A 20,203-nucleotide genomic window follows, 5' to 3' on the forward strand; every position below is an offset into this window, starting at 1 on the left:
GCCGTTGCAGACAAGAATGCAGATTTCTGAAAAAAAAAAGGAATTCAATGGGTGCCTCTCTGGATATAGACTTTGGCATTGGAGGAATATAGATGAGCAATATAATAGAAGCAAGAAGTATGAACAAAAAAGTAGAATTAGGAAAAGATAATGAGCTTCATATCTTAAAAGATGTAAACTTGGAGATAGAAGAAGGTGAATTCGTATCGGTCATGGGACCATCCGGAAGCGGGAAGTCAACGCTGCTATATAATGTAAGCGGTATGGATAGAATTACTTCTGGCAGTGTGAAATTTAAAGGCCGTGAAATCGGCAGTCTAAAAGAAGAAGAACTGGCGAAGATTCGACTGGAAACAATGGGATTTATCTTTCAGGATATTAATCTTTTAAAGAATCTGTCATTGATTGACAATGTTATGTTTCCTGCTCTTGTATCAAAAGATGCGAATAAAAATGCGGTACATCAAAAAGCAAAAAAACTGTTGGAAATGACAGGAATTGAAAAGCTTGCAGACAATAATATCACTCAAGGCTCGGGTGGGCAGCTGCAGAGAGTCGCCATCTGCAGAGCATTGATCAATGATCCGGATATCATATTTGGAGACGAACCGACCGGAGCATTAGATTCCAAATCGACAGCAGACATTATGTCCATTCTTGCAGAGATTAATAAAAAAGGGACAACCGTCATGCTCGTTACGCATGATGCAAAGGTGGCAGCAAAAACCGAAAGAATATTGTTTATGGTAGATGGAAATATTGTTGCACAGAAGAAAATGCGTAAATACGATGCGCAGCATGATGATAGTAGGGAAAGAGAAGAAAGCATTATGAAATGGTTAGTGGAAAATGGATCCTAATTTTTCATTGGCATTCGCAAAAAGTTCATATGGAAAATGTATTAGGTAAGTTCGAAAGGAAAAGTTCTTAAGATTGTTTGTAGGAAAGACTCAGGATAATCCAGAAAGAAAGTTCCTGATAAGGAAAGTGTAAGAGATCATGTAAAATCCCATGCTTTTTTCAAGATGAAGGTCGTCTTTTTTTATTCCACGAGATAGTTTGTGAAATATTGTACTTAAACTATCGGGTGCGTGGAACAATGATTCCGTGAATTAAACTGTTCACTCCCTACTTGTAGAAACATGTTTAGTTGAAGAAGAAAGGACATTACATAGTAGTCAAATAAAATATGTAATGAAAAATAATAATGGATGAAGTCTTTGTAAGTAACTCTCTGTTATAGGGGTGGTCAACGTGATCATATCATGCAGTCATGCTGAACAGAGGGAGCTAGCGCATGGATCACATGCATGATCATCATCGCAACAATGTCACCCATCAGCTCCTATATTGACTTCTATCGATCTTTAAGATTAAGGTATAAGGAAGAGATAAGCTATTTTGTAAAGAATAATAGTGAAAAGAAGGAGCTGGTTTATGATGGGAAAAGTGACGCCCTTTTTAATGTTTCAAGGGAATGCGGAAGAAGCGATGAATTTTTATGTTTCTTTAATTGAGGATTCAGAAATAACGAGTATTACTCGCTATGAAGCAAATGAAGCAGGTGAAGAGGGAAGTGTGATGCAAGCCGTTTTTTCTTTAAAAGGACAAGAATTCATGTGCATTGATAGTCATATAAAGCATGAGTTTACGTTTACACCTGCTTTTTCCATATCGATCATATGTGAGACAGAAGAAGAAATGACCCGTATGTATGAAAAATTAACGGAGGGGGGAAGTGTTCTCATGCCGTTAGATGATTATTCTTTTAGCGAGAAATTTGGCTGGGTTATAGATCCGTTCGGTGTTTCTTGGCAGTTGACGCTCCTAAAATAAAGGATAGGAAGAGAACGAAATACATCAAAAAGTTAAAAGCATTCTAAAATGAATGAAAGAGCCTGCTGACGGAGTGAAAGAAATAGAAGAATACCAAAAGGAAAATGACCTTTCCTCGTTCGCAGGAGCAGGTAACGAACGAGTGGGAAAGGGCTTTCTTGTTTAGAAAATCTGTAAGGAGGGGAAACCGTGTTCCTCTGGCATGTTCATCATGAAATACGTATTTGGTTATGAAACTCATAAAGACTTTTTTGCAAATAGTCCTGTTATATCTCTTTTACATCGTGGGGGTCTGGTTGTCTGATCGTCTTCATTTACCGCTTCCAGGAAGTATCGTCGGGTTATTGTTATTATGGGCCGCTTTAATGTTGAAGATTATCCGATTAAAATGGGTGGAGTCGGGAGCGAATTTTATTCTCTCCTATTTGCCGTTATTTTTTATCCCCGCTACCGTAGGCGTGATGAATTATTTCCATGTTTTCGCTGGAAAGGGAATGATGTTAATCTTGATCGTTGTGGTGAGTACGCTTATGACGATGGCCATCGCCGCTTACACAAGTCAATATTTCGCCGAGCGGGAAGAGAATAAACGAAAGGAACTAAACTCATCATGCAAAGAACGCTTATAGCTCTTTTGATTATTGTTTTAACGATTGTGATATACGTCGTTATGAACCGACTTTACTTGCGCTTTTATTACCCGATTTTAATGCCGGCCATCACAGCAGCCGCTGCGATTGTTCTCATTTTAATCGGATTCCATATTCCTTATGAAACGTACATGATCGGGGGAGAGTGGATTAACGTAATTTTAGGTCCGGCTGTTGTCTCCCTTGCCTATCCACTATATAAACAGCGAGTAACCCTCCGGAAAAATTTGGTCCCGATTATGGGCGGATTGTTTATCGGTACGGTAGTAGGGATGGCCAGTGGGATCTTGCTTGCTAAATACGCAGGATTCTCTAAGGAAATTATCTATACGGTGTTACCTAAATCCGTTACAACACCTGTTGCCATGCAAATTGCTTCGGATTTGGGCGGTATTCCATCATTAGCGGCGATATTTGTCATGATCGCCGGATTTACTGGTGTTATTTTCGGACCGCGTTTATTAAACCTTTTGCACATCCATCATTTTATCGGCCAGGGAGTCGGATTCGGAACAGCCTCTCATGCGATTGGCACGGCGAAAGCATTCGAATATGGAGAAGAAGCCGTCTCTATGAGTTCTGTTGCAATGACTGTCTGTGCAGTCATTGGTTCTTTATTAGCTCCTCTTTTTGTCTGGCTCTTGTTAACATAAATAGCGAGAATTCCCCCCTTTGGCTAAGATTGTCTAAAGGGGTGTTTTATTTATACTAAAGGAATAGAATATCTCATGAGACAGGAAATCACTGAATCTTTATGTTACCTTGCTGAAAATGTATTTGTTACCGGGGCCGCAGCGTTCTCTTGTTTGCGTTTTTTAACTTTTAGAGGGAGAAAAAAGCATTGAGCCGATTTATCTAGCTTAATGCTTTTTTTTTGTGAAATTATTTGATAGGAGCTATCGTTTAAAAAAGCGTATAATAAGGAACTGAAAAGCTTGATCTCATTATTGAAAGTAAAGGCTTTGTTACAGAACACTGTTGATTTTTAGCTCATTGCAGGAAGATGCTCTCGAACCTCGTTTTCAGGACGAAGGAAGCCGGGGAAATCATCCGAGCCACCATATTGTTTAACATAGTCAAAGTAAAAAGGGGTTTATGCGAAATGAAAAGGTTATGTATCATTCCATGTGGTGCTAAAAAGATATGGGATGTTGATCCGTCGAGAGGTGCTGTGAAAGCATGTAATGTATATAAAAGCCCATTTCACACTGCTTGTCAAAAGTATGCAACGGCATTTTTTACTGACTGGGTCATTCTTTCCGCTAAACATGGATTTTTATTGCCAGACGATCTTGTGCCGGCGAATTATGATGTAGCCTTTGGAACAAAGAATGCTGCTATTATGACAGCAGAAGCTTTACGTCACCAACAGAAAGAAAAAGGATTAATGGACTATCAAGAAATCATCGTATTAGGAGGAAAAAAGTACAGGAAAGTGATCAGTGAAATTTTTGATGAAGTGGATCATGTTACGTACCCGTTAGCAGGATGTAAAGGAATCGGCTACATGCTGCAACGGTTGAACAACGCAGTAGAAAGCAAGGAAGAGATCAAATAACAAAAAAATTCATCTGACATAATGTGCAAAATTCAATAATATAATGTTAATAAATCGATTCCAAGTAAATGTGAAAATGGTGCTATAATGAGGAGAAATGATTTACAACGATAAAAAGGCAAGGAATACATTGATAAAAGTGAACATCTTTATTTAGGTGAGGGGTAACATATGAAGAAATTAGCTGTTATGATCGTCATAAGTTTATTTTTAGCAGGATGCAGCAACACGTATGACAAAGCGATGGAACAGGCAAAGTTAGCATTAGCAAATGGGGAATATGACAAAGCGTTGGCCTCATATGAGCTAGCATTAGATGAAAAGCCGAAAGATAAAGAAGCAAAGGCATCTTATGAACAGGTAGTTGCCTATAAACAAGTGGAAGAAGCGATCAAAAATGCTGAATGGGATGATGCTTTAACGAAAGCGAATCATCTGCTTAAAGAAGAATTAGCAAGCAGCATGAAGAATGGGTTAGAGCAACTGATCGAAACAGCAGAAATAAGTAAAAAGCAAGATGAAATGGTAGCCGAAAAAGTAGCGCAAATAAAAAGTGCAACGAGTGAAAACGAGTACGATGAAGCTCAAAAACTAATCGATGAATTAAAAGAAGATGAAAGTGTGAAAACGGCATTTGAACGATTTTCAGAAGAAGTAAATGAAATGGAACAAAGAGTGAATGAAGAAATAAAAAAACAAGAAGCGGCTCAAATAGCGAAAGAAGCAGCCGAGCAAGCTGCTAAAGAAACAGCGCAAACGATCGCGATCGCAAGTAAAAAGAACGAGTACATACAAAAACTGCATGAAATTGAGCGAGATTTAACTAATTTAGATTATTTGTATGAGAGTGGAACAACTGTAGAAATGAAAGAAGCAGAAGGCAAAACGTATACAAGATGGGATGATGCGTTAAATGAAATTTATGGTGTACTAAAAACGCAGCTTTCTACTAGTGAAATGAATCGTTTAAGAGAAAAACAACGCGAATGGATCACGTATAGAGATAACACCGCCGAGGCTGAAGCAGCTCCATTTAATGGCGGAACATTCGAATCGGTTCAATACCTTAGCACACTAGCACGCCTTACAAGAGAACGATGTTATGAGCTAGTGAATATTTATATGAAGTGATTTTTATTTTTCAAACGGTAAAATGATCTTCTGACGCATTGCATCTTGAGTAAGGAGAAGTAGAATGGGTGAAAGAAGAATAAATTGGGTGAGAGGAAGTCATGTATGTCGGAAGAAAATATAACGAGAATAGATTTAAATGGGAAAGAATTGGTTTTGATTGGCACGGCTCACGTATCGAGGCAAAGTGCGGAACAAGTAAAAGAAGTGATCGAATCTGAAAGACCCGATTCTGTTTGTATAGAACTTGATGATCAACGGTATCAATCCATTATGGAACGCAATAAATGGAAAGAAACCGATATTTTTAAAGTCATTAAAGAGAAGAAAGCAACGTTGCTTTTGATGAATCTCGCCGTCTCTTCCTTTCAAAACCGTTTAGCAAAACAATTTGATATTCAGCCTGGACAGGAAATGATTCAAGGGATTGAATCAGCGAAAGAAACCGGGGCGGAATTAGTGCTGGCTGATCGGAATATCCAAATTACATTTTCGCGAATATGGCATAATCTCGGATTGACGGGGAAGGCTCAATTGCTCACATCGGTTTTTTATAGCATTTTCAGCAAAGAGACAATTTCAGAAGAAGATATGGAAAAAATGAAATCGAAGGATACGCTTAACGCCGCTCTCACTGATTTGACGGAATCATTTCCAAAATTAAAGGTGCCTTTAATTGACGAGCGGGATCAGTATCTGGCACAGAAAATTAAAGAAGCTCCTGGTGATAAAGTGGTAGCGGTTTTAGGCGCCGCTCATATTCCGGGCATTACAAAAGAAATCTATAACGAACATGACCTCGATGCCTTATCTCAAATACCGCCTAAATCCATTGTACCTAAAATAATAGGCTGGGCGATCCCATTGCTTATTCTTTCCATCATCGCCTACACTTTTTGGGCGAACCCGTCTGCCGGATTCGATCAAGCGTTAAGCTGGGTTTTGTGGACAGGCATTTTAGCCGCCATTGGCGCTGCCGCAGCATCTGGACATCCGCTTGCTATTATAGCTGCTTTTATTTCAGCACCGCTTGCCACATTGCATCCGCTCATTGCAGCCGGCTGGGTTTCGGGAATTGTTCAAGCGTATTTCCGCCGGCCAAACGTTGGCGACTTTGAAACGCTTTCAGAAGATGTTTTTACGATTAAAGGCTTTTGGCATAACAAAGTAACGCGTGTTCTGCTCGTGATCGTTCTAACGAATGTGGGAAGTTCACTAGGAGCGTTTATAGGCGGAGCGGACGTCATCCGTGTATTCTTTCAAAATTTGTAGTCACATAAGAGAGGCTTTCAAAAGGATCAGAAGCGGCCGATTCCTTCTTAAATCGGCAAATGGTGTCAGCCCCCAGTATATAGAAGCCTGGGAGAGAGGCTGACACCATTTTTAGTATTTAATAATGAACTACAGACGACGCTTATTCGATCAACCTTATTGCTGTGCTGTTTGGAATACACGTTGAGTCATTTTGTTGAATTCTTCCACAAGTCCTGTTATCGGCTGTCCTTCCCCCAATTTGTCTCTATAGTCCGCCATACGATCTACAAAATCAGAATTGGACGATATAAACACTTCGTTAATCTCTTCATCTGTTGTCTTTACCTGATCTGTAATTTTACGCTCAAGCTCCTGCGATACATCTCCTTGTAAGCCATCTTTCAACACGACAGCTACATAAGCGCTTTGGTGTGCGACAATAACGGAAGCCTGTTCGACTTCATCTAGCTTCACAAGCTGATCAGCTGTCTGATCCGCCACCTCAAATCGTGTATGATCATCCGTTCGGGTCCTGTATTGATCTGTCACTTCCCGATTCTGTTCATAATTTTCATTTGCCATATTTTCAGCGGCACTGTTGGTTTCTTCATTCGTTGCTCCATCCCAACGATTTAAATTACATCCCATTAATAAAAAAACGGCCAAATAAGTTAAAGTAAGTACAGCTACTCTTTTCATCGATATGCCTCCTCTAGGTTATTCAATGTGTAAAGTAACCAATAAAACGATTTCTATGCTAAGAAGCCTCGGGTGAAACGGAATAAATTGAAAGAAAGGAAGTGCATGAGAGAGGGGCCATTAATATCCTCTTGAAGATGAGTAAAGAACAAGCCAAAGTTGTAGCAGAACACTTGAATTAGTATAATACCAAGTACACAAGCAAAACCGACAAAAGAGAGAGGTTATGAGTTATGTAATCCTTATAGGAATTCATTTTTATAATTTAGCACCGCTCTCTATATAATTCTAGCAGTGAGCAAATATTGTAAAAGCAAAATCGATAAAGAATAAATGGACAGGAGTTTTTCTATGGAGGAAAAAGACTATGATCGATTGCTTCGTATTCAAACGGAAGGCACGCTTGAGGGGCTAAGCCGATCGGCTCATTATAATCGTTACGAAGCGACACCATATAGAGCACTTGATGAGCTATTTGCAGAGTATGACTTAAAGAAAACAGATCAAGTTGTGGATTACGGATGCGGAAAAGGCCGGCTGCCTTTTTACGTTCACCATCGTTTCCACGTTACCGTTGTAGGAATTGAAATGAACGGCCATCTGTATCAGGAAGCACTAGAGAACCAGGCGAGTTACATGCGAAAAATCAAGAAAGCAGGCGGTACGGTCCGCGTTGAACGAGGATTGGCAGAAGAATATGAAGTGGCACCGGCCGATAATTGCTTTTATTTTTTTAATCCTTTTTCCATTCAAATTTTCATAAAGGTCGTCAATAATATATTGCGATCCGTCGAACAGCACAATCGATCCATCGATTTAATTCTTTATTATCCAACAGCAGAGTATATTCATTACCTGGAAACGAGTACCGCATTTGCCCTTTTTAAAGAAGTGAAAATATCAGGTTTGTATGAACAAAATGAGAATGAGCGATTTTTGATTTTTCGGCTGGAAGAGGTAAAAGAAGGATGAACCTAAACATGACAGTTTTGGTTCATCCTTCTTTCTTACCATTCTTTCGGTTCATAATCTAGATCTGCGAATAATTGATTGCGTTCTTTCTTTGTTAAGTCTCTCCATTGTCCGACTGGCAGATTGTTTAAATGAATATTCATAATTCGCGTTCGCTGCAGCCTGTAAACATTGTATCCCAGTTCTTCACACATACGGCGGATTTGCCGATTTAGTCCTTGTGTTAACGTAATTTGAAACTCGTATTTTGACAGCTGTACGACTTCACAAGGAAGTGTTTTTGTCCCTAAAATGTGAACGCCCTCTGACATCTGTTTCAAAAAGGCGGGACTGATCGGTTTGTCTACTGAAACAATGTATTCTTTTTCGTGTTTATTTTCAGCACGCAAAATTTCGTTGACAATATCTCCATCGTTTGTAAGAAGGATTAAGCCTTCTGAATCTTTATCAAGTCGTCCAATATGATGAATGCGCAACGGATGATTGACTAAATCAATAATATTTCCTTTTACTTTTTTTTCCGTCGTGCTCGTAATGCCGACAGGTTTATTTAACGCAATATAGACATTGTTTTTGGCAATCCCAATCGGGTTCCCACTTACACGAACATCATCTCCAGGCTCGACTTGACTGCCGATTTTTGCAATTGAGCCGTTGATCGTCACTCTTCCGTCCATAATTAATTTATCTGCTCCGCGCCTAGACGTTGTGCCAGACTCGCTAATGAATTTATTAATTCGCAGGTTAACCACATCCTCATGTGTAAAATTTTATGATAGTCCAGCTTCTATCTTAAAGGAAAGATGGTTTTTTTAGCAAGAAATTGCTGAGAATCATTTGCCTCATGTAAAAGTCTAAACAAAAAGAATGAGTCAACCGCAGTGAAAGTGTTTTATTTAACAGAAACATTTCGACAAAATTTACCAAAAGTTCCTACATACTTTAATAAAAACGATGCTATGAAGTGGATGATGTATATAATAAAGGAGATGATATTCAACACGCCGTCTATCAATCACTTGACACATCATTCGATCTTCGTGCAGAACGTTTTACAAAGAATGGGCGAGTATACACCATCACGTATAAAGCAATCGACAAGGCTGGAAACGAAACAACGGCGGCCGCAAAAGTGTCTGTACCGCACAATAAATAACAATTAATGAGAATGAATGTTAAAGCGTTTGCAAATAATCTAGAAAGAACCGGTCAGAAATACGGGTTAGTCACTTTATGTATTGCAGGCGGCATGGGAATCGCAACGATCATTGAAAATACAAGAGCATAACCTAAAAAATCCCCAAAATCAGTGAACTGATTTCGGGGATTTTTTTATATGTGATGCTTGCGCTCAGAGCCGTGATCATTCCCGTTAGTCAAATTCTTTATACACTCTCCCGTAACGCAGTACATCGTAAATGGCTTTGCCGTCACTCGGGTTGTTTTCGCCATAATCGATCGGAATAATAGCGAAAAACATAAGGTAGACAGAAAAATAGACGAACTGGTAAAAAAAGAGATGTGTCTGTAAAACTCCCGTATAAATGAGCCCGTTAATAATCAAGATGGACAGCAGATTGAAGATTGGCCCGCCAGCATAAATAAGCGCATGCTTCCAGCGGCGATCCCGTCGAATTTTTTCGCAATAGCAGGCCGCGTCAATGAAGTATAGTTTCCGGATTTCGATTCCTTTTATTTTAATCAATCTGCCCCCGCGGCCAATTGTTAATGTTGTTTTCCCGCCAAACAGGAAGGCGAAAAAAGCATGGCCGCTTGCATGAATGAAAAGAGTCAGTGGCAGTGTAATAAAGAACGCCCAGACGAACGTTCCCATATCGTTAAATGTAAACAAAATACCAAACTCCTTAGTGAAAAAAATAGTGTTATATGAAGTGTATACCTCGTGTTTGCCGATTAAAACATTATGGATTTATTTGGAAAAATTTATAGTTTAAACAGACAAAAAAAGTATGAATAGACAAAATCCTAAAAGATAAAGAAAATGTGTAATTAGTCTCAATTGTTGAAAAATATAACAATCTTAATTGACATTGATAATCAATATCAATTAAGATGTCCATGTAATCTATTAAAAAGGAGTGTCTAATGATGATCACATGTAAGAAGGAGAACGAGTATTTAGAATTTCAAAATGAAAAAGAATCTAATGCAAAATCTTATCCGCATCATTTCCCCTTAGCGATTGAGAAAGCGGAGGGCATGATGATAACGGATATGGAAGGAAATGTTTTTTATGATTGTTTATGTGGTGCAGGAACACTTGCTTTAGGGCACAATCATCCAGTGGTAATTCAGGCGATAGAAGATGTGTTAAAACAGCAAATACCGCTGCACACGTTAGACTTAGCCACTCCGTTAAAAATCGAATTTATGCAAGAAATATTTTCCATACTGCCTAAAGAGTTAAGGGATTCTACTAAAATACAATTTTGTGGTCCAACAGGTGCTGATGGGGTTGAGGCAGCGATTAAATTAGTGAAGAATGCGACGAAAGGGAAGTCTATCTTGGCCTTCCAAGGTGGTTATCATGGATCGACGCAAGCAACGATGTCAATGAGCGGTAATTTAAGCAAAAAACAGCATTTGCAAAGTTTACTACCGGATGTTCATTTTTTACCTTTTCCGTATGAATATCGATGCCCATTTGGTATTGGCGAAGAGAAGACAGCTAAAATTAGTGCCCAATATATAGAGAATGTATTAGATGATTGTGAAAGTGGGATCGCATCTCCTTGTGGCATGATTTTTGAAACAGTGCAAGGGGAAGGCGGCGCAATTCCAGCCGATATTGAATGGTTAAAAGAAATGCGGCGTATTACAGCAGAGAGAGGGATTCCTTTAATTATAGACGAAGTTCAAACAGGAATTGGAAGAACAGGTGAAATGTTTTCTTTTGAACACGCAGGTATCGTTCCAGATGTTATTGTTTGTTCGAAAGCGATTGGCGGAGGCTTGCCAATGTCAATCATTATATATAAAGAAGAACTAGATCAATGGAATCCAGGTGCACATATTGGGACATTCCGAGGCAACCAATTAGGCATGGCTACTGGGTTAGCAACATTAAAATATATGAAAGAAAACGATGTACTCGAAAATGTAAACGTACGCAGCAAGCAAGTTTTCGAACGATTGAATGAGTTAAAAGAAAAATATGAAGAGATTGGAGATGTTCGCGGAAGAGGATTGATGATTGGAATTGAAATTGTGAATCCAAAAGCCCGTAAAGATCGATTAGGACATTATCCACAATATGAAGAACTAGCATTGAAAATTCAAGAGAGATGTTTTCACAATGGTTTAATTATTGAAGTAGGAGGACGTCACTCAGCCGTGATGCGTTTCTTGCCGCCATTAACAATGACAGAAAAAGAAGCGGCAGAAGTATTAACGATTTTTGAAAAATCGGTCGTTGAAGCGATTCAAATTATGAAGACAAATGAGTAAGATAGCCAAATTGAAAAAGCATTCTGTATTATTTGCCATCTTGGTCGGTGCTTTTTCTTTAGTTTTGACGAATAGTGCTTTTAATGTTTTATTACCGAGCTTCATTCAAATGTATGGTATATCCACTGCATTTGGTGGATGGATTATTACACTGTACCTTTTAGCGATGACGATCACCATGCCGTTGACTGCTAGTATTGTCGATCGTCTCGGTAAAAAGAAAACCTATATTTTGGGAATTAGTTTATATGGTCTGTTTTCTATGATCGGCGGTTTGTTTTATCAATATGTACAGATTATATTGTTAGTACGCTTTATGCATGGTATTGCTGCTGGTTTGATGATTCCGCTGTCGTTAGTTTTGTTATTTGATATTTACAGTAAAGATGTGCGTGGAAAAGTGACAGGGATATGGGGGATGTTATTAACGATTGCACCAGCTATTGGGCCAGCGTTTGGCGGTATCATGATTCAATTCGGTGAGCTGAAATATTTATTTTGGATAAATGTTCCGTTTGCACTGCTTTCATTCATACTGTGTTGCAGGCAAATCAAGCTCGATCAACCAGCACATAAAAAAACGATTCGTCTTAAAAGTATTTTATTAATGGTTTTAGGAATTGGTGGATTAAGTCTAGGCATTCAACTATATTCAAACCCTACTTTTCCAAGGTGGTTTATATGTATATTGCTTTTTTTAGGACTAGTTATTTTGATTCGTTTTATTCAAAAAGAAAACGGACAAAAAGAACCGTTAATTCGTTGTAAGTTATTACGTAATCCAATATATGCTATTACCGTCATTATGTCTGCCATACAGGCATCCGTTATGTTTGGGGTTCTCTTTGTTATTCCATTGATGTTACAGGAGGTGTTTCATTTATCCCCTTCTATAACGGGTGCCATGTTTATTCCGGCAGCTATTTGTACGAGTTTGTTTGTTTGGATCGGTGGAAACTTAATGGATTCAGGAAAATCATTCCATTTTATCGTTTATGGCATTGGCCTCATTGCCATTTCAGTATTGTTGTTTGCATTTGTCCCGAAAGAGACATCTTTACTGGTTATTATCTTCTTAATGGCCGTAAGAGGAAGTGGTATTGGATTATCAAATATGACCGTAACCACCATTGGACTTAATTCATTAACAGATGATGATCTGCACGAAGGATCCGCCTTGTCGAATACGATAAAACGTTTAGCCTCTTCCTTTGCAGTCATGTTATTGACCGGTTATTACGACATTCGTTGGCAAATGATTAGTCGAACAGGAGAGAGTGCTCAATACGCAAAATGGATGGCATTAAAAGAAGAGTGCATCATATTAGGATGTTTTATGTTAGTAACGCTACCGTTAGCTTTGTTTTTAAATAGAAGAAAATTAGATGTGGGTGTTGAAAATGGCAAATAATAAACGATTGAACAGTCGAGAACGAGCAAATTTCCATACGTGCAAAACATTATTGAATTGTTATATTAGAGAGTTTTGTAGTAAAGACTCGAACTTATTTACGGTGAATCAAAGTAAGAAGACGTATTCTCTTTATTTCCCGGCGAGTGATGCAACCATCTCAGGTGTTCTTTCGTTTTATTCAGAGATGGGTGAGCATGAATATGAATACTATGATGTAAATGATGATCGAGAACTTCATTATGCTTATTTAGTTCAATTGATTGTGAAAGAGTTAAAGCATGATAATCTAACAATTACTGATAAACGATCGATTGATTTTTTAACTAAAGTGAAGAATAGCTATCATAAATTAGCTTTATTTTTAAATCAGTCAGCTAATCAGCACAAATGGAATTATGTAACATCCGAACAATCTTTAGTATATGGGCATCCGTTTCACCCTTTTCCGAAAAATACCGAAGGATTTACAGAAGAGGAAGTGAGACAGTTTTGTCCTGAGCTCCATACTTCTTTTCAGTTATGTTATGTAGCTGTTAGAAAAGATGTTTTTCAAGAAGAATGGGTATCAAAAGAAAGAAAAATAGAACTGCATGAAAGTGTGGAAGCGCATGTGCAGCATGTGCTTACAGGGAAAAGAGACGATTATAACATTTTGCCCATTCATCCATGGCAATATGAACATGTGAAAACGATGAAAGAAGTAAAGAATTATATCGATCAAGGGAAAATGATACCACTCGGTCGCTTTGGTCCGGTGGCTTATCCAACCTCTTCCGTGCGTACGGTATTTATTCCAGAGATGAACTGTAACATTAAGCTATCGTTAAACATCCAGATAACGAATATGGTGAGAAACAATAATAGAGAACAAATGCGTAGAACGCTGGATGCGACGAATTATATATTGGAGAGAAACTGTTTCCAAAACGAAGTACACACAACGATCGCATATGAGGTAGGCGTATGTACTTGTCAATTTGCCGATGATGATGTAACCAAATTATTTACGATCGTCTATCGTCCAATTGAATTTGATGAAACGTCAACGTATGTTTTGTCTAGTTTAGTAGAACCGTCTGCTCAAGGAGGTCCATCTCGAGTAGGTTCGATGATTGATCATCGAACGATAGAGCAATGGTTCATCCGTTATTTAGAAATATCACTGTTGCCTATTGTTCGTTTAGCAGAAGAGAAAGGCATTCACTTTGAAGCCCATTTACAAAATTCTTTATTGACGATAAAAGATGGAATGCCTCATGTCTTTATTATTAGAGATTTAGAAGGTGTAAGCGTGAATAGAGAAAAGGTTGAAGAGGATGTTGATACGACAGGCCCTCTTTTCTATTCAAAAGAAGCAGCATGGGCACGCACTTCCTATTATTTTATTGTGAATCATTTAGGCTCTTTCATTCATGCAATTGCTAAAGATGCAAAAGTAGACGAAAAATATTTTTGGGCTATTGTACGCCGTGTTCTCACGCAAGAATATGAAAACAATGAAAATGAATATGTACGTCATTTACTAACGACTCAGACATTTGCCGCTAAAAAAAATATGATGAGTTGTCTTATTGGACAAAGTGAGACGCCATCTTACATTCCAGTGAACAACGTAATGAAGAAATTAGGGAGTGAAATGTATGGAAATGCTAAATTACCAGTCTCAAGAAACGTCATCATTCATAAATGAAGTACAAGAAAGAATCATGCGCCAAACAATAGAGGCATTCATATATGAAGAAATCATTGAAGTAATAAAAAACGGAAGAGAGTGGTCTTTTACAGGAAAAAGCGCTACAGGTAATGCCGTTTATTATTCATGCAAAGCAGATGCCAAATGGTCTTTCGGCAGAATAAAAATAGAAAAAAATTCGATAAAACGAGAAGGAGCGAGATGCACGAATCTCTATGAATTTCTTGAAGAAATCATTCAGAACAATCTGAAAGGGAACTATACAGATCAATTTATCCATGAATTATTGGAGACTTTTGTAAAGGATAGTCAGTCCAAGTCATTTCAAATAAATCATATACCAAAACAAGATAAGCATTATGAAGCGTTGGAAAGTCATATGGTGGATGGTCATCCGTATCATCCAAGCTATAAATCAAGAATTGGTTTTTCTTTTGCAGATAACTTTGCCTATGGGCCAGAATTTAATCAAGACGTTTCAATCTGCTGGGTGGCGGTCAATGAACAGCTAATCGATGTCAACGTTTCGCAAGAGATGTCAGTGGATGAAATCGTTAAGCCTCATTTGACGGATGAAGATCAAAACAAGTTTATGGAACGGATAAAAGAGAATGGGTGTCAAGATACAAAGTATGTTCTTTTGCCGGTGCATCCTTGGCAATTAGAGCATCAGATTCAATCGGTCTTCGCTCAACAATTGAATGATAAAGATATCGTGATAGTAGGAGCATCTAATAGTAGGTATCGAGCGCAACAATCGATTCGTTCGTTATCTCATCGCGACAATACACATGCATCGTATATAAAACTGCCGTTAAGTATAACCAATACGTCAACGAGTCGAATTCTTGCTCATCACACTACTCAAAATGCACCACTCATAAGTGACTGGTTAAATAAAATTGTTCATCAAGACTCATTCTTATCGAATGGAAAAATAAATGTGTTAAGAGAAGTGATGGGTGTGTCTTTTCGATACGATGAACTGCATCCTATTCAAAATCGTTCGACTTATGGAACGCTTGGCGCCGTATATAGAGAAAATGTTTCGACCTACCTTGAAGAGAATGAAGAAGCGTGGCCGCTAAATGCTCTATCCCATATTCAAAAAAACGGCGAATCTTTTATTCAGTCAGCGATTGATCAATATGGGATTGAGGCGTGGAGTGATGCATTGATTAACGTTGTTACCCTTCCGATTATCCATCTGCTGTATGCTCATGGAATCGCACTAGAATCTCATGCCCAAAATATTATTTTAGTCGTTGAAAACAATTTCCCAAAACGCATCATCATTAAAGATTTACATGATGGTGTTCGCTATACACCGGAACACCTTTTGAAACCGGATTGGGCACCGACATTACATCCGGAGCCAGAAAGTCACCGGAAAGTGAATCGATACTCGTTTATCCAAACGGAAGATGTTTCAGAAGTAAGAGACTACACATATGATGCTTTTTTCTTCATCTGTATGACAGACATTTGTTTCGCGCTTGAAAAATTGGGGTTGAGTGAACAAGAGTTTTGGCGTAAATGTGTAGAAACGATTGCGATGTATCAAAAGAGTTACCCGGAATTTAAAGAGCGATTTGACCTTTTTAATCTATTTTCTGAAGATGCCCTAATCGAAGAAATGACGAAGCGGCGTATTTACGGTGATGGTCAGTTGTACTTCCGCAAAGTAAAAAATCCTTTGTTGCGGGCAATGGAGTCATTGGAATGAAAGTCAATAAGCTTAAAGAAAAAATAAATAGAAATCAACCTGTTTTTGGGATGTTTGTATCTATCCCGCATCCTATTATGATAGAGCTTATTGGCCATGCGGAATTTGATTTTGTCATTATTGATTATGAACATGCATCCACGAATATGGAAACGATTGAAGAGATGGTTCGCGCAGCAGAGTTAGTCAATATTACGCCACTTGTCAGAATATCGAAAGTGGATCGGAATGAAATATTGAAAGTGCTTGATTGTGGGGCTCAAGGTATTGTCATCCCCCATGTTCAGCATAAGGAACAAGTGGAAAAGGCCGTTCACTATGCTTACTATCACCCAATTGGTATGAGAAGTCTTAATAGCGGCAGACCAGGTGTTTTTGCTAAATATTCTTTACATGATTATATTGCGAAAGCAAATGAAGAAATAATGATTGTTCCGATGATAGAGAGTTTGGAAGGCATTCATGAAAGTGAATCAATTTTATCTTCACCTCATGTAAGTTTTGTTTTAGAAGGGGCGGCGGATCTGTCCCAGTCATTGTCCGTACCATGGGAGACAGATCATCCAGAAGTTCAACGACATTTAGAAGAATTATATGAAGTATCAAAGCGATGTAAAGTGCCTTACGCCATTGTGTCTAGAAATCATCACAATCATAAAAAGTGGGTGGAAAAGGGGACTAAGATTTTTGTGTTAGGGGACGAGAGAGGGACAGCATTTCGTGCCTATATGGAAAAATTAGCAGACTATCGAAATGTAACTGGAGGACTGTATGAATCGTTATATAAAGAAAATAATACATGAAGTACATGAGCAAAGTACAGATCCAATCTGCGCTTATATTTATGATTTAGAAGGCATTCAACAACACGTACGCAATATGGTAAAAACAATGCCGGACCAAACGAACTTATTTTATGCGATTAAAGCAAATCCAGATAAGAGAATTATTCAGGCATTGTTACCATTCGTAAAAGGATTTGAAGTGGCATCCATAGGCGAATTGAAAAAAGTAAGAGACGTTTCCAAAAGCGTACCTATTTTGTTCGGAGGACCAGGCAAGAAAGATTATGAACTTGAAATGGCTCTGAAAGAAAACGTCTCTTATATTCATGTAGAAAGTCTTTTTGAATTAAGGAAATTAATCCTGTTAGCGAAAAAAAGGGACAAGCATATGAACGTTTTGTTGCGTATTAATTTAAGAACAAAAACGTTACCTAAAACGAACATTTCAATGGGAGGTCGCCCAAGTCAATTTGGCATTGATGAACAATTAATCGGAGAAGCGATCTCTATTTTGAAAGAAGAAGAAAACACACATGTTCATTTAAAAGGTTTTCACTTCCACTCATTATCCAATAACATGCATGCAGCGTTGCATGTAGAAATGATCCATCATTATCTTCAAAAAGTAGAACAGTGGAAGCGTGCATATGGATTAAATATTAACGTCATTAATACTGGAGGTGGATTTGGCGTCTCTTATGATGAAACACCTGGATTTGACTGGCCGCTTTTTACGTCGCTATTAGCGCAAAGTGAAGCCGTGCAAAACTTGGGCGATACCCAACTGTTTTTTGAACCAGGGCGGTTTATCGCTGCGGACTACGGATATTACGTGGCAGAAGTAGTCGATATAAAAATGTCGGCAGATCAATGCTTTGCTGTTATCAGAGGCGGTACGCACCATAATCGATTACCGGCTTCCTGGGGGCATAACCATCCATTTTCCATTGTCCCATTAGAAAGATGGCCTTATCCGTTTCAGAGACCTGAAATAAACAATTCAGATGTAACGATCGTAGGTGAGTTATGCACACCAAAAGACAGACTTTATGAAGGTGCTGAGGTGAAAAGAATGTGCGTTGGAGATGCCATTGTATTTGAAAAGTCAGGTGCCTATTGTTGGACCATTTCTCATCATGACTTTTTAGGTCATCCCCATCCGGATTTTTACTATATAACAGAAGGGAATCAGTATGAATAAAACAATCACTCAAACAAAAATGGTGACGGCTGAACAACTGATTATGAAAGACGTAATGAATGCATTCATTGCAGAGCAATTTTTTCAAATTGATGAACAGACAACAAAAATGCTTTTCGATGCACCCAGTGCGATTCAACAATTTTATCCGAAAAGTAAACAATCATTGGTTTATATAGATAAAGTATGTTTTCTTGTGGAAAAAAGTTATCGACAGGGTTATCAATGGGTACCCGGCTCTTCTATTTATAAGAAGGAGAAACAAGGCTGGATAGAAATAAGTTCCCCTGTGGAACTTAGCCAATATGTATTAGGTCATACGCTATCTAAAGAAGCCTATGCACATCCAGGTGTAGCGGATTTCTTGGAAGGATTAAATGTGTCCATCCAGCAATTAAATCTTAGTATAAAACAGATGGAACGAAATTCAATTAGTGCACCGAAGTCTCCTTATGACTGGTTTGTGAAGGGAGAGATGATCGCATCTTTACGAGATCGGCCCTTTCATCCTTTGTCAAAAGCGAAAATAGGTTTTACCTCACAAGATTACCAGCACTATATGGCTGAATTTGGTCAGCAGACGACTTTATGCTGGGTAGCTATACGTAATAATTTAATCGTAAAAGGGTGCCTGGAAAATGAAATGGAAAGTCTGGATGTGCTGAATGAGGAGCAGAAAGCGATCATCGAAAAGGAGTTAATACGGAAAGAAATAAGAAAAGAAAACTATACCATTATACCCGTTCATCCGTGGCAAATGACTAATATTATCTTACCAAATTTCAAAAAAGAATTAGCGGATCAAACGATTATCCTTTTAGATTCAAAAGTAGGCGATTTTTTGGCGACATCTTCCGTACGTTCATTAATATCGCCTCAACCATCTGTGAAAATGTTAAAGTTACCCGTTAGTATTACATCTTTAGGTGCTGCACGATACTTGCCAGTCGTTAAATTATTAAATGGAATCGCTGGAGAGCAAATGTTTCGCCAAGTAGTGGCATGCGATGAGACGCTTGCCGATAGAGTATTTTTATGTGAAGAAAAAAATTGGTGGGGATATATGCCGGAGTCTATGGGCCTTTTTGATGATCATCCTCGCCACTTGGCTGCCCAAGTGAGAGTGTATCCGCAAGAAATTATGAAAAAAGAGTATAAAATCATCCCGATGTCTTCTTTAGGTGTTGTCATACAAGATCATCATTTTTTAACAGAAATCATAGGAGAAAATGCAGCAAAAGAAGAGGTCATCCACTTTTATACGGATTTAGCCGCTGTGTTTTATGACATTACGATGAGGTTGTTTAAAGTGGGGATTGTACCGGAAATACATGGTCAAAATTGTTGTGTCGTGCTGAAGCATAATAAAGTAATTGGATTATTATTTAGAGATCATGATTCTGTACGTCTCCATCAGCCGTATTTAGACAAACATCATATTAAAGATCCGGGCTATCATATTAGACCAGGCTATTCGAATAGTTTATACAATGAAACGATTGAAAAGTTAATTTACTACGTTCAGTCTCTTGGAACACAAGTGAATTTGGCCGCCATCATGGAATCGTTATCGAATGTATATGCTATTCCAGAAAAAAGACTTTGGCAAATTACTGAAGCGAAATTAAGAGAATCTTTACAAATAATCGATATTCCTGAAGCGGATAGAGAGATCCTTCATTATAAACTATTTCAAAATAAAGAGTGGCCAGTCAAGTTAATCATTCGTCCATTACTAGAAGCGGAAGGTGTACCAGGAGCCATGCCATCTGGAAAAGGCGTTGGGCACAATCCATTTTATGCATATGAATAAGGA

Annotated in this window: 20 protein-coding genes; 17 read left to right on the forward strand and 3 right to left on the reverse strand. The window is 38.3% G+C overall.

Translation table 11 applies throughout. The annotated features are described in order from the left end of the window. Nucleotides 1-92 precede the first annotated feature (92 nt). The 7 genes from ACZYRN_RS03560 to ACZYRN_RS03590 all read left to right on the forward strand — a co-directional run bounded on the left by ACZYRN_RS03560 (nt 93) and on the right by ACZYRN_RS03590 (nt 6,447). Nucleotides 93-860: an ABC transporter ATP-binding protein gene (locus ACZYRN_RS03560; RefSeq protein WP_488910106.1), complete on the forward strand. Its 768-nt coding sequence runs from the start codon at nt 93-95 to the stop codon at nt 858-860. A gap of 580 nt (nt 861-1,440) precedes the next feature. After that, nucleotides 1,441-1,836, forward strand: a complete 396-nt coding sequence (locus ACZYRN_RS03565; RefSeq protein WP_488910539.1) for a VOC family protein — start codon at nt 1,441-1,443, stop codon at nt 1,834-1,836. 230 nt (nt 1,837-2,066) lie between these two features. Continuing rightward, nucleotides 2,067-2,465, forward strand: a complete 399-nt coding sequence (locus tag ACZYRN_RS03570) for a CidA/LrgA family protein (protein WP_488910107.1) — start codon at nt 2,067-2,069, stop codon at nt 2,463-2,465. After that, the gene (locus tag ACZYRN_RS03575; RefSeq protein ID WP_488910108.1) at nt 2,447-3,139 is read left to right on the forward strand and encodes an LrgB family protein; all 693 of its coding nucleotides are present in this window, start codon (nt 2,447-2,449) and stop codon (nt 3,137-3,139) included. The genes ACZYRN_RS03570 and ACZYRN_RS03575 overlap by 19 nt, the downstream gene beginning before the upstream one ends. A gap of 449 nt (nt 3,140-3,588) precedes the next feature. After that, the gene (locus tag ACZYRN_RS03580; RefSeq protein ID WP_488910109.1) at nt 3,589-4,044 is read left to right on the forward strand and encodes a DUF6884 domain-containing protein; all 456 of its coding nucleotides are present in this window, start codon (nt 3,589-3,591) and stop codon (nt 4,042-4,044) included. Nucleotides 4,045-4,215: 171 nt separating this feature from the next. Then, nucleotides 4,216-5,175, forward strand: a complete 960-nt coding sequence (locus tag ACZYRN_RS03585) for a lysozyme inhibitor LprI family protein (protein ID WP_488910110.1) — start codon at nt 4,216-4,218, stop codon at nt 5,173-5,175. 105 nt (nt 5,176-5,280) lie between these two features. Then, entirely contained in the window at nt 5,281-6,447 is a 1,167-nt protein-coding gene (locus ACZYRN_RS03590; protein ID WP_488910111.1) for a TraB/GumN family protein, read from the forward strand. Nucleotides 6,448-6,603: 156 nt separating this feature from the next. Here ACZYRN_RS03590 and ACZYRN_RS03595 read toward each other — a convergent pair whose 3' ends face one another. Beyond that, entirely contained in the window at nt 6,604-7,128 is a 525-nt protein-coding gene (locus ACZYRN_RS03595) for a YhcN/YlaJ family sporulation lipoprotein (protein ID WP_488910112.1), read from the reverse strand. 351 nt (nt 7,129-7,479) lie between these two features. Here ACZYRN_RS03595 and ACZYRN_RS03600 point away from each other — a divergent pair, with 351 nt between their 5' ends. Next, nucleotides 7,480-8,100: an SAM-dependent methyltransferase gene (locus tag ACZYRN_RS03600; protein WP_488910113.1), complete on the forward strand. Its 621-nt coding sequence runs from the start codon at nt 7,480-7,482 to the stop codon at nt 8,098-8,100. 35 nt (nt 8,101-8,135) lie between these two features. Here ACZYRN_RS03600 and ACZYRN_RS03605 read toward each other — a convergent pair whose 3' ends face one another. Further along, nucleotides 8,136-8,852, reverse strand: coding sequence for a pseudouridine synthase (locus ACZYRN_RS03605; protein ID WP_488910114.1), 717 nt, complete (start codon nt 8,850-8,852; stop codon nt 8,136-8,138). A 212-nt stretch (nt 8,853-9,064) separates the two neighbouring features. On the opposite strand from ACZYRN_RS03605, the gene ACZYRN_RS03610 reads away from it, so the two are divergent. Both ACZYRN_RS03610 and ACZYRN_RS03615 read left to right on the forward strand, forming a co-directional pair. Continuing rightward, complete coding sequence (locus ACZYRN_RS03610; protein WP_488910115.1) at nt 9,065-9,256, forward strand: hypothetical protein; 192 nt, start codon at nt 9,065-9,067, stop codon at nt 9,254-9,256. Between the two features lie 12 nt (nt 9,257-9,268). Next, complete coding sequence (locus tag ACZYRN_RS03615) at nt 9,269-9,388, forward strand: hypothetical protein (RefSeq protein WP_488910540.1); 120 nt, start codon at nt 9,269-9,271, stop codon at nt 9,386-9,388. Nucleotides 9,389-9,472: 84 nt separating this feature from the next. On the opposite strand, the gene ACZYRN_RS03620 is transcribed toward ACZYRN_RS03615, so the two are convergent. Next, nucleotides 9,473-9,952 (reverse strand): zinc metalloprotease, encoded by a 480-nt coding sequence (locus ACZYRN_RS03620; RefSeq protein WP_488910116.1) that lies wholly within the window; start codon nt 9,950-9,952, stop codon nt 9,473-9,475. Nucleotides 9,953-10,209: 257 nt separating this feature from the next. Between ACZYRN_RS03620 and ACZYRN_RS03625 the strand changes: the two genes are divergently transcribed. Genes ACZYRN_RS03625 through ACZYRN_RS03655 form a run of 7 tightly spaced genes read left to right on the forward strand, consistent with a single transcriptional unit; the run spans nt 10,210 to nt 20,200 of the window. Next, nucleotides 10,210-11,568, forward strand: coding sequence for a diaminobutyrate--2-oxoglutarate transaminase (locus tag ACZYRN_RS03625; RefSeq protein WP_488910117.1), 1,359 nt, complete (start codon nt 10,210-10,212; stop codon nt 11,566-11,568). Continuing rightward, the gene (locus tag ACZYRN_RS03630) at nt 11,561-12,979 is read left to right on the forward strand and encodes an MFS transporter (RefSeq protein ID WP_488910118.1); all 1,419 of its coding nucleotides are present in this window, start codon (nt 11,561-11,563) and stop codon (nt 12,977-12,979) included. The genes ACZYRN_RS03625 and ACZYRN_RS03630 overlap by 8 nt, the downstream gene beginning before the upstream one ends. After that, nucleotides 12,969-14,672, forward strand: coding sequence for an IucA/IucC family protein (locus tag ACZYRN_RS03635; RefSeq protein WP_488910119.1), 1,704 nt, complete (start codon nt 12,969-12,971; stop codon nt 14,670-14,672). Before ACZYRN_RS03630 ends, ACZYRN_RS03635 begins: the two co-directional genes overlap by 11 nt. Next, entirely contained in the window at nt 14,623-16,401 is a 1,779-nt protein-coding gene (locus tag ACZYRN_RS03640; RefSeq protein ID WP_488910120.1) for an IucA/IucC family protein, read from the forward strand. Before ACZYRN_RS03635 ends, ACZYRN_RS03640 begins: the two co-directional genes overlap by 50 nt. Beyond that, on the forward strand, nt 16,398-17,204 hold the full coding sequence (locus tag ACZYRN_RS03645) for an HpcH/HpaI aldolase family protein (protein ID WP_488910121.1): 807 nt from the start codon (nt 16,398-16,400) through the stop codon (nt 17,202-17,204). The genes ACZYRN_RS03640 and ACZYRN_RS03645 overlap by 4 nt, the downstream gene beginning before the upstream one ends. Further along, complete coding sequence (locus ACZYRN_RS03650; RefSeq protein WP_488910122.1) at nt 17,173-18,387, forward strand: type III PLP-dependent enzyme; 1,215 nt, start codon at nt 17,173-17,175, stop codon at nt 18,385-18,387. Before ACZYRN_RS03645 ends, ACZYRN_RS03650 begins: the two co-directional genes overlap by 32 nt. Then, nucleotides 18,380-20,200, forward strand: coding sequence for an IucA/IucC family protein (locus ACZYRN_RS03655; RefSeq protein ID WP_488910123.1), 1,821 nt, complete (start codon nt 18,380-18,382; stop codon nt 20,198-20,200). The genes ACZYRN_RS03650 and ACZYRN_RS03655 overlap by 8 nt, the downstream gene beginning before the upstream one ends. Nucleotides 20,201-20,203: the final 3 nt, after the last annotated feature.

The sequence above is a fragment of the Domibacillus sp. F004 genome (assembly GCF_057814295.1).

Bases quoted from the DNA above. Each gene is read 5' to 3' on its own strand.
- ACZYRN_RS03560 (WP_488910106.1), top strand. From the start codon at position 93: ATGAGCAATATAATAGAAGCAAGAAGTATGAACAAAAAAGTAGAATTA.
- ACZYRN_RS03565 (WP_488910539.1), top strand. From the start codon at position 1,441: ATGGGAAAAGTGACGCCCTTTTTAATGTTTCAAGGGAATGCGGAAGAA.
- ACZYRN_RS03570 (WP_488910107.1), top strand. From the start codon at position 2,067: ATGAAACTCATAAAGACTTTTTTGCAAATAGTCCTGTTATATCTCTTT.
- ACZYRN_RS03575 (WP_488910108.1), top strand. From the start codon at position 2,447: ATGCAAAGAACGCTTATAGCTCTTTTGATTATTGTTTTAACGATTGTG.
- ACZYRN_RS03580 (WP_488910109.1), top strand. From the start codon at position 3,589: ATGAAAAGGTTATGTATCATTCCATGTGGTGCTAAAAAGATATGGGAT.
- ACZYRN_RS03585 (WP_488910110.1), top strand. From the start codon at position 4,216: ATGAAGAAATTAGCTGTTATGATCGTCATAAGTTTATTTTTAGCAGGA.
- ACZYRN_RS03590 (WP_488910111.1), top strand. From the start codon at position 5,281: ATGTCGGAAGAAAATATAACGAGAATAGATTTAAATGGGAAAGAATTG.
- ACZYRN_RS03595 (WP_488910112.1), bottom strand. From the start codon at position 7,128: ATGAAAAGAGTAGCTGTACTTACTTTAACTTATTTGGCCGTTTTTTTA.
- ACZYRN_RS03600 (WP_488910113.1), top strand. From the start codon at position 7,480: ATGGAGGAAAAAGACTATGATCGATTGCTTCGTATTCAAACGGAAGGC.
- ACZYRN_RS03615 (WP_488910540.1), top strand. From the start codon at position 9,269: ATGAATGTTAAAGCGTTTGCAAATAATCTAGAAAGAACCGGTCAGAAA.
- ACZYRN_RS03625 (WP_488910117.1), top strand. From the start codon at position 10,210: ATGATCACATGTAAGAAGGAGAACGAGTATTTAGAATTTCAAAATGAA.
- ACZYRN_RS03630 (WP_488910118.1), top strand. From the start codon at position 11,561: ATGAGTAAGATAGCCAAATTGAAAAAGCATTCTGTATTATTTGCCATC.
- ACZYRN_RS03635 (WP_488910119.1), top strand. From the start codon at position 12,969: ATGGCAAATAATAAACGATTGAACAGTCGAGAACGAGCAAATTTCCAT.
- ACZYRN_RS03640 (WP_488910120.1), top strand. From the start codon at position 14,623: ATGGAAATGCTAAATTACCAGTCTCAAGAAACGTCATCATTCATAAAT.
- ACZYRN_RS03645 (WP_488910121.1), top strand. From the start codon at position 16,398: ATGAAAGTCAATAAGCTTAAAGAAAAAATAAATAGAAATCAACCTGTT.
- ACZYRN_RS03650 (WP_488910122.1), top strand. From the start codon at position 17,173: ATGAATCGTTATATAAAGAAAATAATACATGAAGTACATGAGCAAAGT.
- ACZYRN_RS03655 (WP_488910123.1), top strand. From the start codon at position 18,380: ATGAATAAAACAATCACTCAAACAAAAATGGTGACGGCTGAACAACTG.